General features: G+C 68.3%; 15 protein-coding genes. 8 read left to right on the top strand and 7 right to left on the bottom strand.

Annotation, left to right across the window (positions count from 1 at the left end):
• Window positions 1-114 precede the first annotated feature (114 nt).
• Window positions 115-2,085 (top strand): TIGR03960 family B12-binding radical SAM protein, encoded by a 1,971-nt coding sequence (locus OG788_RS17170; protein WP_406371801.1) that lies wholly within the window; start codon window positions 115-117, stop codon window positions 2,083-2,085.
• 273 nt (window positions 2,086-2,358) lie between these two features.
• Here the strand turns inward: OG788_RS17170 and OG788_RS17165 are convergent, their stop codons facing one another.
• Both OG788_RS17165 and OG788_RS17160 read right to left on the bottom strand, forming a co-directional pair.
• The gene (locus OG788_RS17165; protein ID WP_406371800.1) at window positions 2,359-3,030 is read right to left on the bottom strand and encodes an enoyl-CoA hydratase-related protein; all 672 of its coding nucleotides are present in this window, start codon (window positions 3,028-3,030) and stop codon (window positions 2,359-2,361) included.
• Between the two features lie 126 nt (window positions 3,031-3,156).
• A complete protein-coding gene (locus OG788_RS17160) occupies window positions 3,157-3,597 on the bottom strand; it encodes a 4-oxalocrotonate tautomerase family protein (protein WP_406371798.1) in 441 nt (146 codons plus the stop codon).
• 103 nt (window positions 3,598-3,700) lie between these two features.
• Here OG788_RS17160 and OG788_RS17155 point away from each other — a divergent pair, with 103 nt between their 5' ends.
• Window positions 3,701-4,285, top strand: coding sequence for a TetR/AcrR family transcriptional regulator (locus OG788_RS17155; protein ID WP_406371796.1), 585 nt, complete (start codon window positions 3,701-3,703; stop codon window positions 4,283-4,285).
• A gap of 564 nt (window positions 4,286-4,849) precedes the next feature.
• Here OG788_RS17155 and OG788_RS17150 read toward each other — a convergent pair.
• The 4 genes from OG788_RS17150 to OG788_RS17135 form a co-directional block, all read right to left on the bottom strand.
• Window positions 4,850-5,773: a TauD/TfdA dioxygenase family protein gene (locus OG788_RS17150; RefSeq protein ID WP_406371794.1), complete on the bottom strand. Its 924-nt coding sequence runs from the start codon at window positions 5,771-5,773 to the stop codon at window positions 4,850-4,852.
• A 114-nt stretch (window positions 5,774-5,887) separates the two neighbouring features.
• Entirely contained in the window at window positions 5,888-6,490 is a 603-nt protein-coding gene (locus OG788_RS17145; RefSeq protein ID WP_406371792.1) for a TetR/AcrR family transcriptional regulator, read from the bottom strand.
• 146 nt (window positions 6,491-6,636) lie between these two features.
• Window positions 6,637-7,308 carry an enoyl-CoA hydratase-related protein gene (locus OG788_RS17140; protein WP_406371790.1) on the bottom strand — a complete coding sequence of 224 codons (672 nt, stop codon included), beginning with the start codon at window positions 7,306-7,308 and terminating at the stop codon, window positions 6,637-6,639.
• Between the two features lie 338 nt (window positions 7,309-7,646).
• A complete protein-coding gene (locus tag OG788_RS17135; RefSeq protein ID WP_406371788.1) occupies window positions 7,647-8,582 on the bottom strand; it encodes an XRE family transcriptional regulator in 936 nt (311 codons plus the stop codon).
• A gap of 135 nt (window positions 8,583-8,717) precedes the next feature.
• On the opposite strand from OG788_RS17135, the gene OG788_RS17130 reads away from it, so the two are divergent.
• The 3 genes from OG788_RS17130 (at window position 8,718) to OG788_RS17120 (ending at window position 10,317) form a co-directional block, all read left to right on the top strand.
• The gene (locus tag OG788_RS17130; protein WP_406371787.1) at window positions 8,718-8,873 is read left to right on the top strand and encodes a hypothetical protein; all 156 of its coding nucleotides are present in this window, start codon (window positions 8,718-8,720) and stop codon (window positions 8,871-8,873) included.
• A 256-nt stretch (window positions 8,874-9,129) separates the two neighbouring features.
• Complete coding sequence (locus tag OG788_RS17125) at window positions 9,130-9,696, top strand: ATP-binding protein (RefSeq protein WP_406371785.1); 567 nt, start codon at window positions 9,130-9,132, stop codon at window positions 9,694-9,696.
• Between the two features lie 324 nt (window positions 9,697-10,020).
• Window positions 10,021-10,317 (top strand): hypothetical protein, encoded by a 297-nt coding sequence (locus OG788_RS17120; protein WP_406371784.1) that lies wholly within the window; start codon window positions 10,021-10,023, stop codon window positions 10,315-10,317.
• Window positions 10,318-10,751: 434 nt separating this feature from the next.
• On the opposite strand, the gene OG788_RS17115 is transcribed toward OG788_RS17120, so the two are convergent.
• Entirely contained in the window at window positions 10,752-11,507 is a 756-nt protein-coding gene (locus OG788_RS17115) for a GntR family transcriptional regulator (protein ID WP_406371782.1), read from the bottom strand.
• A 162-nt stretch (window positions 11,508-11,669) separates the two neighbouring features.
• Between OG788_RS17115 and OG788_RS17110 the strand changes: the two genes are divergently transcribed.
• From OG788_RS17110 to OG788_RS17100, 3 genes are read left to right on the top strand one after another with little or no spacing between them, the layout of a single operon-like run.
• Window positions 11,670-12,020, top strand: a complete 351-nt coding sequence (locus tag OG788_RS17110; RefSeq protein ID WP_406371780.1) for a hypothetical protein — start codon at window positions 11,670-11,672, stop codon at window positions 12,018-12,020.
• Window positions 12,020-13,321 carry an FtsK/SpoIIIE domain-containing protein gene (locus OG788_RS17105; RefSeq protein WP_406376777.1) on the top strand — a complete coding sequence of 434 codons (1,302 nt, stop codon included), beginning with the start codon at window positions 12,020-12,022 and terminating at the stop codon, window positions 13,319-13,321. Before OG788_RS17110 ends, OG788_RS17105 begins: the two co-directional genes overlap by 1 nt.
• Complete coding sequence (locus OG788_RS17100; RefSeq protein ID WP_406371779.1) at window positions 13,318-13,515, top strand: hypothetical protein; 198 nt, start codon at window positions 13,318-13,320, stop codon at window positions 13,513-13,515. Before OG788_RS17105 ends, OG788_RS17100 begins: the two co-directional genes overlap by 4 nt.
• Window positions 13,516-13,521: the final 6 nt, after the last annotated feature.

Genomic DNA, 13,521 nt, shown 5'->3' with positions numbered 1-13,521 from the left:
GCAGGTCGGCGTCCGGCGGTGCGGTGGGTCCCTCCGGCCGCGTTACGCTAGATGGTCACCCTCCCCTTGCCTCCGGCAGGGGGCGCCCCCAGTCAGCTCACGAAGGTTCGCGAAATGCCTGCCGAAACCGCCGTGTCGGTCTTCCCACAGCTCGAAGCTCTGCTCCCGCATGTGCAGAAGCCGATCCAGTATGTCGGCGGAGAGCTCAATTCCACGGTCAAGCCCTGGGACGCCTGCGACGTCCGCTGGGCGCTGATGTACCCCGACGCCTACGAGGTCGGCCTGCCCAACCAGGGCGTCATGATCCTCTACGAGGTACTGAACGAGCGCGAGGGCGTCCTCGCCGAGCGCACCTACAGCGTCTGGCCGGACCTCGAGGAACTGATGCGCGAGCACCGGGTCCCACAGTTCACCGTGGACAGCCACCGCCCGGTGAAGGCCTTCGACGTGTTCGGCCTGTCCTTCTCCACGGAGCTGGGCTACACGAACATGCTGACCGCCCTCGACCTGGCTGGCATCCCGCTGGAGTCCAAGGACCGCACGCTCGACGACCCGATCGTCCTCGCGGGCGGCCACGCGGCCTTCAACCCCGAGCCGATCGCCGACTTCATCGACGCGGCGATCATCGGCGACGGCGAGCAGGCCGTGCTCGACATGACGGAGATCATCCGCGCCTGGAAGGCGGAGGGCCGCCCCGGAGGCCGCGAAGAGGTCCTCTTCCGCCTGGCGAAGACGGGCAACGTCTACATCCCGGCCTTCTACGACGTCGAGTACCTCCCCGACGGCCGGATCGCCCGCGTGGTCCCGAACAAGTCGGGCGTCCCGTGGCGTGTGTCCAAGCACACGGTCATGGACCTCGACGAATGGCCCTACCCCAAGCAGCCGCTGGTCCCCCTGGCCGAGACGGTCCACGAGCGCATGTCGGTGGAGATCTTCCGCGGCTGTACGCGCGGCTGCCGCTTCTGCCAGGCGGGCATGATCACCCGCCCGGTGCGCGAGCGTTCCATCACGGGCATCGGCGAGATGGTCGAGAAGGGCCTGAAGGCGACGGGCTTCGAGGAGGTCGGCCTGCTCTCGCTGTCCTCCGCCGACCACTCGGAGATCGGCGACATCGCCAAGGGCCTGGCGGACCGGTACGAGGAAGACAAGATCGGCCTCTCCCTCCCCTCCACCCGCGTGGACGCCTTCAACGTCGACCTGGCCAACGAACTGACCCGCAACGGCCGGCGCTCGGGCCTGACCTTCGCCCCCGAGGGCGGCTCCGAGCGCATGCGCAAGGTCATCAACAAGATGGTTTCGGAAGAGGACCTCATCCGGACCGTCTCCACCGCCTACGGCAACGGCTGGCGCCAGGTGAAGCTGTACTTCATGTGCGGCCTGCCGACCGAGACGGACGAGGACGTCCTGCAGATCGCCGACATGGCGATGAACGTGATCGCCGAGGGCCGCAAGGTCTCCGGCCAGAACGACATCCGCTGCACGGTGTCGATCGGCGGCTTCGTCCCCAAGCCCCACACCCCCTTCCAGTGGGCGCCGCAGCTCTCCGCCGAGGACACGGACGCCCGCCTCACGAAGCTCCGCGACAAGATCCGCGGCGACAAGAAGTACGGCCGCTCGATCGGCTTCCGCTACCACGACGGCAAGCCCGGCATCGTCGAGGGCCTGCTCTCCCGCGGCGACCGGCGCATCGGCTCCGTCATCCGCGCCGTCTACGAGGACGGCGGCCGCTTCGACGGCTGGCGCGAGCACTTCTCGTACGACCGCTGGATGAGCTGCGCCGACAAGACCCTCCCCGCCTTCGGCGTGGACGTCGACTGGTACACGACCCGCGAGCGCACCTACGAGGAGGTCCTGCCCTGGGACCACCTCGACTCGGGCCTCGACAAGGACTGGCTCTGGGAGGACTGGCAGGACTCCCTCGACGAGACCGAGGTCGAGGACTGCCGCTGGACGCCGTGCTTCGACTGCGGGGTCTGCCCGCAGATGGACACGGCCATACAAATCGGCCCGACCGGCAAGAAGCTGCTGCCTCTGACGGTCAAGGACGCGGGTCCGACTCCAGCTGCCAACGGTCACTCTCACTGACGTGAGCGGGCCACTCGATCGGGTGATTGAGGCGCTGGCGGGGGCGAGCAAGGACGAGGTGGCGGCTGCGTTGGCTGCTGCTGGCGCTTCGCGCCCACGCCCTCCTGCGCCGCCCGTCTCGTCCCGGACCCCGCTGCCGGGCCCTGGAGGCGCCGCACAGATTGTCTCCGAGGTGGAGTGGGTCTGAGAGCCAGTTCCAGGCTCGTGTACGGCTTTGAGCCCCTTCCCGATTCGGGAGGGGGCTCAGTGGTCTGGGTTACTCCCCAGCAGCGTCTAGCCGAGGGGGTTGGACCTGTCTCGCAGGGTGGCCAGGGCCTGGGCGTACATGCGGGTCTTGATGGTGCCGAGGGTGTCGCCGGCCTTGGTGGCCTGGCTCTGGGCGATCTCGATGGCGGTGGAGCGGACGGCGTCCTCGGCCACCGCGGCGTCGACGACGCCGGAGGCCAGCGCGTCGGTGCCCGGGTAGCGGCGGGCGGAGAGCATGGCCTCGTGTGCGGTCTGCGGTGTGAGCCGGGACTGGATGAGTGCGGACATGCCCCGGGTGAAGGGGATGTTGATGTCGGCTTCGGGCAGGCACCAGAAGCCGCGGTCGGCGCGCATCACGCGGAAGTCGTGTGCCAGGGAGAACATCGCGCCGGCCGCGAAGGTATGTCCTTGCAGAGCGGCCACGGTGACGACCGGCAGGGACAGCATCCGCGCGAAGAGTTCGTGGACGGAGACGACGTAGGTGTCGTGCTGGTCGGCGTGGGCGAACAGCCAGTCCAGGTCCAGGCCGTTGGAGTAGAACTTCCCCGTGGCCGCGGTCACCAGTGCCCGGGGGCCTTCCGTCTTTTCCACTTCGTCCAGCGCGGCGTTGGCAGAGGCGATCCAGTCGGGGTGGAAGCGGTTCTCTCCGTCTCCGAGATCGAGGACGAAGACGTTGTCCTGGCGGTCGAGCGTGGGCATGGCGGCTCCTTCAAAGTGGGCGAGCGGGGGACGGGCGAGGTGGCAGATCTCGGGGGCAGCGCCGTACCGGTCCTGGGCCGGTTTCGCAGCGCGCGCCGGGTGTGCGCCGCTTGACGTACGGCCGTGTCACGCGTCGGTCTTCGGTCCCTTTGCATCCTGGGCGAGAGCGACCAGGTCGGCGAAGCGGATGACGGATCCCCCGGCGCCCCAGGTGCCGTCGGCCTGCTCGTGGATGAGCACCCAGACCCGCAGGGCGTCCGCTTCGGACAGCCCGGCGGCCTTGAGGACCACAGACGTTACCTCGGTGACCATCCCGGATTTGCGCCGCTCGGAGAGAGCGCCCTGCGGCACCGTCACGTCCACGAGGAAGCGCGGAGCGTCGTCCTCAGCGGTGGTCTGCGCGCCCTCGGGCAGCTCGTTCAGATAGCTCCACGCCTGAGCCCTGAAGAACGGCGTGTCCGGCGCACCCTCCCAGCGCAGCAGTACGTCGGCCAGGGCGCCCTGAACGCTTTCACGGCCTTCGGGCGTGAGGGATCCGCAGGGAGCGGTGAGCTGGATCATCGGCATGGCGGGTCCTCCTCGGCGTCGACCATCACAAGGTTTATGACAGTCGTTATATCGAAGGTGCACGCTAGACTATGACGGTCGTTATATCCAGAGGGGGATGTGGATGACCAAGCCCAGCCCGCAGGCTCGCGACCGGATCGTCGCCGGTGCGGCCGACATGATCAGCAGACGTGGGCTGAACGCCACCAGCGTGCGTGAGCTGGCCAAGCACGCCAAGGCTCCGCTCGGGTCCACGTACCACTACTTCCCCGACGGCAAGGAGCAACTGGCCACCGAAGCCGTCCGCTACGCCGGCGAGACGGTCACCCGCATGCTGCGCGAGGAACTCCAGGCAGGCCCGGTCGCCGGACTACAGGCGTTCCTCGCCCTGTGGCGCGGCATCGTCGTCGCCACGGACTTCCGTGCCGGCTGCCCGGTGCTCGCGGTGTCCATCGAGGAGCCGTCGGCCGACGAGGTCCCCGCCACTGTCGTTGCGGCGGCCGAGGCTTTCGACGGCTGGGAGACTCTCCTCGCTGGCTCCCTGCGCGAGCACGGCGTGGACCCCGAGCAGGCGGCACAACTCGCCACCCTCGTCGTCGCGTCGGTCGAGGGCGCCATCGTGATGTGCCGCGCCAAACGAAGCGCCCAGCCCCTCGACCACGTTGCCGAGCGGCTCCACGCACTCGTCCGCCGGGCGATCGACAACTGACCCGAGGAAAGCGTCCGGGCTTGGGCATAGGGCTCGCGACTGAGCGCTGATTAATCGCTGTGCCCGCAGATCGACACGGCCATACAGATCGGCCCGACCGGCAAGAAGCTGCTGCCTCTGACGGTCAAGAACGCCGAGCCGGCACCGAGCGGTCACAGTCACTGACGTGGATGGGGCACTCGTTCGGGTGATTGATGCCCTGGCGGGGGCGAGCAAGGACGAGGTGGCTGCCGTGCTGGCTGCGGTGGGCGCTTCGCGCCCTCGCCCTCCTGCGCGGCTCGCCTCGTCCCGGACCCCGCTGCCGGGCCCTGGAAGCGCCTCACAGATCGTCTCCGAGGTGGAGTGGGTCTGAGGGGCGTTCGAGGCGTCTGAAGGATCGAGTGACACAGTGATCCCCCTCTCTGACCGGGAGGGGGATCAATCAGTTGGCCCGCGTTTTCCTACGCGGGGGCCTGAAGGGCCCGCCTTGGTCGCGACTCCCTTGACGCCGGACAGTGCCCACCGGCCTTGCTCGTTGAGTCGGCAACGATGCAGCCAAACCCGCCCACGGTCGAAGGAGTCTGGTCAGGAGAGTGGGACGCCGGCGATGGCGATGCGTTCCATGACGCGGCGCCGCGGGAAGTAGTCGCTGATCGCGTAGTGCTGGGTGGCGATGTTGTCCCACACGGCGACCGAGCCCGGCTGCCAGCGGAAGCGGACCTGGTACTCGGGAATGCGGGCCTGGAGGACGAGCTCGCCCAGCAGTTCGCGGCTCTCCGTGTCCGACAGGCCGACGATCCGGGTAGTGAAGGGCTCGTTGACGTAGAGCACCTTGCGGCCGGTGCGCGGGTGGTGGACGACCACCGGGTGTTCGACGGGCGGCAGGTTCTCGCGGTGTCCCGCGATCTGGCTCTCGGTCATCAGCAGGCCGTGGCTCACCACCCAGTCGTGCACGGCGGTGAGTCCTTCGATGCGGGCCTTCATGGACCCGGTGAGGTTGTCGTAGGCGGCTGCCATGTCTGCCCACATGGTGTCGCCGCCGGCGGGCGGGACTTCGACGGCGCGCAGGACGGAGCCGAGTGCCGGCGCGGCCATGAACGAGTGGTCGCTGTGCCAGATGTTCTCCGTGCCCATGAGCATGTCGTCTTTGGCCAGGCGGGTGACCTCGTTGGTATCGCCCTTGGGGAAGAAGGGGTTCGGTTCCGGCTCGCCCCACAGAGCGGAGAACGCGAGCTGGGACTGTGGGTCGAAGGCGTCCTGTCCGCGGAAGAAGAGCACCTTCCATTCCAGCAGGGCCTGTCGGATCTCCTCCGCGACGTCCTCTCCGATCGGGAGTGAGAGGTCGACGCCTTCGACCTCGGCGCCGATGTGCGGGGTGAGCGGGCAGATGTCCAGGAGCCGGTAGTCGGGCTGGGTCATGCCGGGCGTGATGCGGTCGAGCGTGCGCTTGCCGTAGTGCATCAGTGGCTTGTCGAGTGCGGGGGCGGGGGTGGTGACGGCGCTGTCCATGAGTCCTCCGTAACGAGCCGGAATATCGTTACCGGCAGTATCGTTATTGGGGTGTGGGGAGGCAAGAGCCTGGCTGCAGAAAAAGTGAGCCGTAAATCCGCGGCCGAGAGAGCGTCAGTGAGCCGAGCCGACAGCGCGGGCGACGAGGTCCACCAGCGCGTCCACGAATCGCGCGTCGGGGAGCTCCTGCTCGCCGATCAGTCGGAAGAGCAGCGGTGCGGCCACCAGTGTGGCGGCGGCCCGTACGTCGGTGTCGGGTGCCACGTCGCCGCGGGCGATCCCGCGCTCGAGGATGCGCCTTGTCTCGCCCATGATCCGCTCGGTGTACTCCGAGTACTGGCCCCCTGCCGTGCCCGTCTCGGCCGCCGCTCCGATCAGGCCCGAGATCAGCCGGTCGGATCCCGGCAGCCGGTACGCCTCCAGGCGGGCGGTGAGTACGAGGTGGAGTTCGGCGCGGAAGTCGCCCAGATCGGGCACCGCGAGGACGCCGAAGCGGGTTTCGGCAGCGGCGATGATCAGATCCTGCTTGGTGGGCCATCGCCGGTAGATGGCGGGCTTGCTCACCCCGGCCCGTGCGGCAACGGCGTCCATCATGACCGCCCCGATGCCCTCCTCGGTGACCAGATCGACGACGGCCTCCAGGACCGCCCCGGTGACCCGCTCCTCCCGCGGTCGCCCCGGTGTCCGCTCCGTAGCGCGCGACTGTCTACCCATCATGCATCGAGCCTACGATCTCCACGGGACCACGCGGTCCACCCCAGGAGGTATGGGGCGGTCGAACCGCGGGACGAAGCAGGAGCGCGATGCGCCCGAGGCGGCGGGGCCGTTGCCCTCCTCCCTGTCGCCTCGCGAACCATTCGTGTCTAGCCGAGGGGGTTGGTCGTGTCCCGCAGGGCGGCCAGGGCCGGGGCGTACATCCGGGCCTTGATGGTGCTGAGGGTGTCGCCAGCCTTGCCGGCCTGCGCCTGGGCGATCTCGATGGCGGTGGCGCGGACGGAGTCCTCGTCGACCGCCCGGTCGACGATGCCGGCGGCCAGTGCGTCGGTGCCCGGGTAGCGGCGGGCGGTGAGCATGGCCTCGTGTGCCGTCTGCGGTGCCAGCCGGGACTGGATGAGTGCGGACATGCCCGGGGTGAAGGGGATGTTGATGTCCGCCTCGGGCAGGCACCAGTAGCCGCGGTCGGCGCGCATCACGCGGAAGTCGTGTGCCAGGGAGAACATGGCGCCGGCCGCGAAAGTGTGTCCCTGCAGAGCGGCCACCGTGACAACCGGCAGGGACAGCATCCGCGCGAGGAGCTCGTGGACGGAGATGACGTAGTCCTGGTGCTGGTCGGCGTGGGCGAACAGCCACTCCAGGTCCAGGCCGTTGGAGTAGAACTTTCCCGTGGCGGCGGTCACCAGGGCGCGGTGCCCATCAGCCTTCTCCACCTCGTCCAGCGCGGCGTTGGCGGAGGCGATCCAGTCGGGGTGGAAGCGGTTCTCGCCGTCTCCGAGGTCGAGGACGAAGACGTTGTCCTGACGGTCGAGCGTGGGCATAGCGGCTCCTTCAGAGCGGGTCGTTCGCAAGGTGACAGGTCAAGGCCGCGGCGCGACTGTTCAGGTCAGAGGCCGCGCCGCCCGGGCATATAGGGCGACTAAGGCAGGCTGACGACTACCGGCCTGGGCCCAACAATAACGGAACTGCCAGTAACGTATCTAGAGGGTCAGGCCCTGGACGCCGGGCTGGAGGCTCGACACGGACGTCGCCACCGATAGGGACTTCCGGGTGGGCAGACGGCCCAGCATGATGAACGTACGTGCGGCTGTGACAGCGGAGCTCTCCCGACATCCGCAAGGGGGTCCGCACCCCTCTGACGGACGATCGGCGTGAATGGTCAGAAGGGAAGTTCCGGTGCCGTTGCGCCTCGCGTGATGGTCAAGACGCGCTCGTGGAAGTCGCGCGAGGCGGTCTCGCGGGGGTAGCGAGAACGGAGTTCCCTGTCCAGTTCGTTGGCGACTAAAAGCAGGGAGGGAAGTGACCTGCGATCGGCTGCAAGGGCCGTGGTGCCTAGGCCGACGGCTTCCTCTATGTCCCCGGTGCGGGCGGCGGCGACTCCGAGAGTGAGGCGAGCCTCTGCAGCGCGCATGGGGGAGATCTCGGTTCCGTCGGGTCCGGTGCTGATGCGGATCACGGACCGGGCGTGAACAGCGGCGCGTTCATCGTCTCCGAGTAGCCGGTAGGCGTCCATCTCGTAGAAGTCCCACTTGTCAGGGTCGATGATGAAGTGGTGTTCGGGGTGATCCGGGCGGGGCAATCGGTCCAACCTCGCGCGTCCGGCGTCGAGGGAGTCGCGGACGAGCCGGGCGTCTCCCATGCGGGCGGCAGCGCGCGCTTTGTGCGCGTAGAGCTGTACGCCGACTGAGTGTGACTGGTCCGCGGAGTGGCCAGCCTCTACGGCGTCGAGCATGTCAGTCCAGCGGCTTTGGGTAAGAGCGAACCATGCCTCGATCTCCCATGCCCAAGCCTTGATCTCGCCGTGTCCGGCCTCGTCGCCGATTCGGAGCGCTGCGGCTTTGCTGAGGTTGGCGGCCTCCCGCTGCCCGCGGTCGTACTGAACGCATGCGTTCAGCAGGAAGAGCCATCCTGCATCTACGAGGAGCTCGCGGTGCTGACGCAGCGTCATTCGACCTTCAAGCTGCTTTGTGACGTACTGCAAGCCGTTCCGGGTGCGATCGTGGAGGTAGTCGGCATCCGCATATGGATAGGCGCGGGCCAATTGGTCGATGCCCTGCTCGATCGACTCCAGTGCTGCGCTGTTGATGTTGGACATTTCGGTTCGCCGTAACACCTCAGCGACGTCCCGCAGCCCTGAACCACCCTGGGCAATCAGCGTGCTTGGGTCGTCGGGAACCGAGATGGCCGTCCCTCGCTCCAGCTCCCACGGGCGTGGAGTCAGGCCAGCAAGGTGGCCTGGAATGCGCAGTCCATCCACCACTTCGAGGATCTTGCGGTGCTGCGTGATCCGTGGTCGAGCGCCCTTGCCGTCGGTCTCCGGCCGGGCCATCTTGCCGATGTGCTCGCGCTTGTAGCCGATCGCCTCGGCGATCTTGGCGTGTCGTGATTGGCGATCGCTGAGCGCACATCGGCGCGTTCCAGCACGTGCGGCGGCAACGCAGCCGGCGTCGGAGCAGCTTCGGTCATTTCACTTCCCCATTGTGACTGACCTGACCTGATGTTGACTCTGTGTCCGTTCTGCGAGTGTACCCACGCAGGGGGTCCCCAAGAGGGGGGAGCGACGGCCGATACAGGAGGTGCATCCTCTGTCCACCCTGCCGGGAAAGCCCCGGTAGACGTGACCAGAGATGGTGGCTTGTGGCATGGATGCGAGAAAAGCGGCGCAGCACATGCACGTGGTGAGCGAGCTGGATGCCTTCGCTCACTGGTACGCGGCGCCCGATGCGTCCTCGGCCGGGCACTTCTTGACGCTGACGCTCTTCGCCGAGTTCCCCGACACGCTGCGCGTTGCTCGCGACATGACTGCCACGTTCCTTCAAGGCGCTGGCGCGGTCGCTGCCGTTGACGATGCACGGTTGATCGTCTCGGAACTCGTCGGCAATGTGCTGAACCATGCAGTGCCGGACCGGTGCCTTGCTCATCCCGGTGGGAATCGGCGTATCGACGTCACCTTCAAGTTGTGGCCGAAGTGGCTGTTCATCGGGGTCACGGACGAAGACTCGACACCGCCTCTCACGCCGCAGGGAGAGACGTTCTCCCCTCGTCGCATAGGCGAGTTGGCGGAAGCGGTGTTACCGGACAGCGGCCGGGGGCTACTGATCGTTCAGCGCCTGGCCGCGGCGGTCTGGTGGACGGCTGGGGAGCCGGGCGGCAAGACCGTGTGGTGTCGGTTCGACCTGGACAGCGACCCAGGAGACAGCAAGATCTGACGATCTCCGGGCCGTCGGCCCCTCGTTACTCCCTGGCGATCGGGAGTGGGTGGCGGCTCGGGGCCGGAGCTCTATCTCCGGCCAACGGGGCGCGGTCTCCTGGGCTTGATCCTCCGGGTTCCCCACCCGGCTCCTAGGGGACCGCGCTTCACAACCTCATACCGAGACCGGACCACCCCCGCGCCTGGACAGCAACTGGGGTGGTCCGGGAGGGGACGCGACGGTCCCCGGTGCCTGATGGTACCGGGGCCGTTGCGCTGCGTTCTGCCCTGGACCAAAGGAAGTTGACGAACCATTACCTAGATCAGGGCAGAGGTGGGCAAGGTGACTGGCTCGGGTGAGGACTGGCTGAGCGACGGTCTCGACGTCGAGGGCGCGGACTGCGGTCTGTGGGTGTCCGGCGTCGACTACATCGCGGGCTGGCGTGCGGCGCGGGATGCTGCGGACCGGCTCAACCGGGCACTGCTCGGGGCAGGGTTCGAGCTGTCGCAGGTGCGGGCTGTTGCCTCGACGGACGAGAGCGGGCGGGGCGTCGTGCGGGTGGCGGGCCGGCTCGACGCGGCGGACCGGCTTTCCGTGCTCCTGGAGGGGATCTCGGGCGGCGACGGTGGTGCGGCGTGAGGCGTCCTCTGGCTGGTGAGTGGCGCGCGTGGGCACGTCGTCGGTCGCTAAGACTTTGGACGGTAGCTGCCATGGGGCGAGTGAACAGGGGGCTCTACGCTGGCCCGGCGAATCGGGCAGGTACTGGACCTGCCCGCTGGTGTGCCCGATGGGCCCCCTGTTCTTCGAGGCTCGCCCCATGGGAGCTGTCTAAAGTCTCGGCGGCCGGCGACCCCCAGCCCCGCGGGCCCCGGCCCGTTCCGGTGGGTCGATGCCTCGACTCCTTGGGCGTGCTGTGGTGCGGGCAGTCGGGCGACCGGACGGGACCGGCGGCCACGCCGCACGCCCGGCCGGGGCGGCCGGGCTGCCCGGCGCGCCGCAGGCGCGCCCTTGAGGAAGTGAAGACTGTTTCGACCGATCGCCATCCGCTCTTGGCTGCCGAAGTGCCGCGCGGGCTAGTTGTCGGCGTCGATCCGGTAGGTGAGTTCGGTGCGGGCTGCTCCGATGCGGAGTTCTTCGAGGATCAGGGCCTGGTCGTCGGTGCCGCAGGTGACGCGGGAGATGTACAGGACCGGGGTCGCGTCGGGCAGGCGCAGAGTGGTGCGTTCGTCGGGCAGCGGCATGCGGGCCCGTACCGACTCCGACCACCACAGCTCGTGTCCGGCCGCCGTCAGCATGCTGTAGATCGCGGCGGGGGCGGCGTCCGGCCTCTTGCCGAGATCGGATACGGCTTCGACGGTGGCGAATGGGATCAGTGTCCGGAGCATCGCCCGTGCTCCGGTGTCCGGGTCGGTGAGCAGCTGGTCACAGCCGAACAGGGCTTCTTCTGTCTGGAGTCCCAGCAGATGGGCCGTGGCTTGGGTGGTGTGGGTGCGGTAGGTGTGCGGTTCCTCGGCCTGCTGCCACGTGGCTACGCCGTACAGCCTGAAGTGCCCGGCCGGTGTCTTGCCGATGTGGCGGGAGATCGCGGTGACGGGGCCGCTGGCGGAGCGTACGAAACTGCCCTTGCCGTGATGGACGTCGATGAGGCCTTCCGCGCGCAGGGCGGCGACGGCGTTGCGGACGGTGGGGCGCGAGACCTTGTAGCGCTCCATGAGCTGGGCCTCGGAGGGGAGCGGGGCACCGGGTTCGTACTCGCCGGTGAGGATCGCTTCGCGGATCGCGGCGGCGACCTGCTGGTAGAGGGCTCCGGGGCGCTGGATCTCGGTCATCTCGGCATCTCCGGGTGAGGTCGTAGGCACGTCGCACGCGCGACATCACTCGTCAGCATAAGTAGTTGCACCCTCGCCGTACAGAGCCGCATAGTCGTAACTCGTAAGGACAAGTGACGTCCGAACGCGTCGGGCGTCCCGACTGGCCAAGGAGGCCATGCAATGCAGTCCATTCCCGTGGACACGGCACGACTGGGCGTACTGCGGTGCGCCATCACACCCGAAGCGAACATCAGCAACTTCGAGACGCAGGAGGTGAAGAGGGACCGGGACGGCAACCCGGTCTGGACTGTCGCCGTCACCGTGCGGCAGGACGGGCGACGGATCTCCGTCATCGAGATCGCCGTGAGCGGCCAGCCCAAGGGCATCGACGAAGGACAGATCGTCAAGGTCACCGGACTGACCGCGTTCATGTGGTCGATGGGCGACCGGCACGGCGTCAGCTTCCGGGCCGACGCAATCACCCCCGTTCCCGGCAGCCCTGCGGCACACGCGAAGGGCGGTGACGCGTGATGGGGCCGATCCTGCTCGCCCTCGCACTCGCCGTACTGGCCTGGCTGCTCGTCGTCGGTGACCTGCTGCGCCGGCACCGCCCGGCCTGGCACTGGTACCTGATCGGCTACCCGGCCACCACGTGCCGGGTGCTGCTGACCTGGCGCAAGGTCGCCCTGCTCAACGATCTCGCCGTCTCCCACCGTCCGTCGCGTGGGCTTCTCGGGGACCTGGTCGTGAAGGGCGACCCGCTACGGCCGCTCACTCCGCGGCGCTCCTTCCCCAGGGCGAATCGCCTCGGCCTGACGGTGGCCGTGCGCCTGCACGCGGGCCAGACCCCCGCGACGTACATGAAGGCGGCGGACGCGCTGGTGCACGCCTGGAAGGTCCACGCGGTCCGGGTCACCTCCCCGGAACGGGGCCTGGTGCTGCTGACCGCGACGGCCAGCGATCCGTTGGAGCGGCCCGGCTTAGCCACGGCTCCGGCCGAACTCCTCTCCGCGCTCATCGGCGTCCTGGAGAGCGGCGGAGCCTGGGTGATGAACCTGCGCGTGGTGCCGCACTGGCTGATTGTCGGTGCCACCCGGTCGGGCAAGTCCACCCTGCTGGCTCGGTTGATCACCCAACTCGCCACCCAGCGGGTCGCCCTGGTCGGCATCGACTGCAAGGGCGGCATGGAACTCGGCCTGTTCGCCGGACGACTGAGCGCACTGGCCACCTGCCGACGTGAGGCCGTTGCCGTGCTCTCGGCCCTGGTGGTCGACATGCAGGACCGAATGGGCGCGTGCCGGACCGCCGGGGCCCGCTCGATCTGGGAGCTCCCGGAGAAGCTGCGTCCCATACCCGTGGTGGTGATCGTCGATGAGATCGCGGAGCTGTACCTCTCCGACGGCACCCGCGACGGCAAGGCCGAGGCGGAGCAGTGCTCCACACTCTTGCTCCGCCTCGCGCAGCTCGGGGCCGCGCTCGGCATCCACCTGGTCGTCGCCGGCCAACGCGTCGGCTCCGACCTCGGCCCCGGCGTCACCGCCCTGCGGGCCCAACTCGGCGGACGGATCTGCCACCGCGTCAACGACCCCGGCACCGCCGAAATGACCCTGGGCGACCTCAACAAAGACGCCGTGGCCGTCGCCCAGTCGATCAGCGCACAGGAACGGGGCGTGGCCGTGTGCACCGGGCCCGACGGCGGCTGGAGCCGCGCCCGCTCCCACCTCACCCCCACCGATGAGGCCGTGTCCATCACGCGCAAGTACGCCGGTATGACACCCGACCTGCCCGGCCTCGGCAAAGCGCTCGCGGCCCTGGAAGGAGACGGCAAGTGATCAGCGCCGGTACGGCCGTGTCCCTCGTGTTGCTCTTCGGGGTCATCACCTTCCTCCTCGTCCGCTCCCGCGACGTACGGATCTGGGAAGCGGTCTGCATCGCCCTGTTCGGCATGTACCTCGGCCAGACCCCGGTGAGCCTCACCATCAACGGCTTCATGACCTGGATCCTCACCGGCTTCGCCCACTTCTGATCAGGA

Source organism: Streptomyces sp. NBC_00647 (assembly GCF_045207245.1).
GTDB lineage: Bacteria > Actinomycetota > Actinomycetes > Streptomycetales > Streptomycetaceae > Streptomyces.
Note: the sequence above shows the minus strand (reverse complement) of the source record. Positions and strands in the feature narration are given on the sequence as shown.

Coding starts and splice junctions, on each gene's coding strand:
- OG788_RS17160 (WP_406371798.1), bottom strand. CDS start 3,597: ATGCCGATGATCCAGCTCACCGCTCCCTGCGGATCCCTCACGCCCGAA.
- OG788_RS17155 (WP_406371796.1), top strand. CDS start 3,701: ATGACCAAGCCCAGCCCGCAGGCTCGCGACCGGATCGTCGCCGGTGCG.
- OG788_RS17105 (WP_406376777.1), top strand. CDS start 12,020: ATGGGGCCGATCCTGCTCGCCCTCGCACTCGCCGTACTGGCCTGGCTG.
- OG788_RS17140 (WP_406371790.1), bottom strand. CDS start 7,308: ATGCCCACGCTCGACCGTCAGGACAACGTCTTCGTCCTCGACCTCGGA.
- OG788_RS17145 (WP_406371792.1), bottom strand. CDS start 6,490: ATGATGGGTAGACAGTCGCGCGCTACGGAGCGGACACCGGGGCGACCG.
- OG788_RS17125 (WP_406371785.1), top strand. CDS start 9,130: ATGGATGCGAGAAAAGCGGCGCAGCACATGCACGTGGTGAGCGAGCTG.
- OG788_RS17110 (WP_406371780.1), top strand. CDS start 11,670: ATGCAGTCCATTCCCGTGGACACGGCACGACTGGGCGTACTGCGGTGC.
- OG788_RS17150 (WP_406371794.1), bottom strand. CDS start 5,773: ATGGACAGCGCCGTCACCACCCCCGCCCCCGCACTCGACAAGCCACTG.
- OG788_RS17170 (WP_406371801.1), top strand. CDS start 115: ATGCCTGCCGAAACCGCCGTGTCGGTCTTCCCACAGCTCGAAGCTCTG.
- OG788_RS17115 (WP_406371782.1), bottom strand. CDS start 11,507: ATGACCGAGATCCAGCGCCCCGGAGCCCTCTACCAGCAGGTCGCCGCC.
- OG788_RS17165 (WP_406371800.1), bottom strand. CDS start 3,030: ATGCCCACGCTCGACCGCCAGGACAACGTCTTCGTCCTCGATCTCGGA.
- OG788_RS17135 (WP_406371788.1), bottom strand. CDS start 8,582: ATGTCCAACATCAACAGCGCAGCACTGGAGTCGATCGAGCAGGGCATC.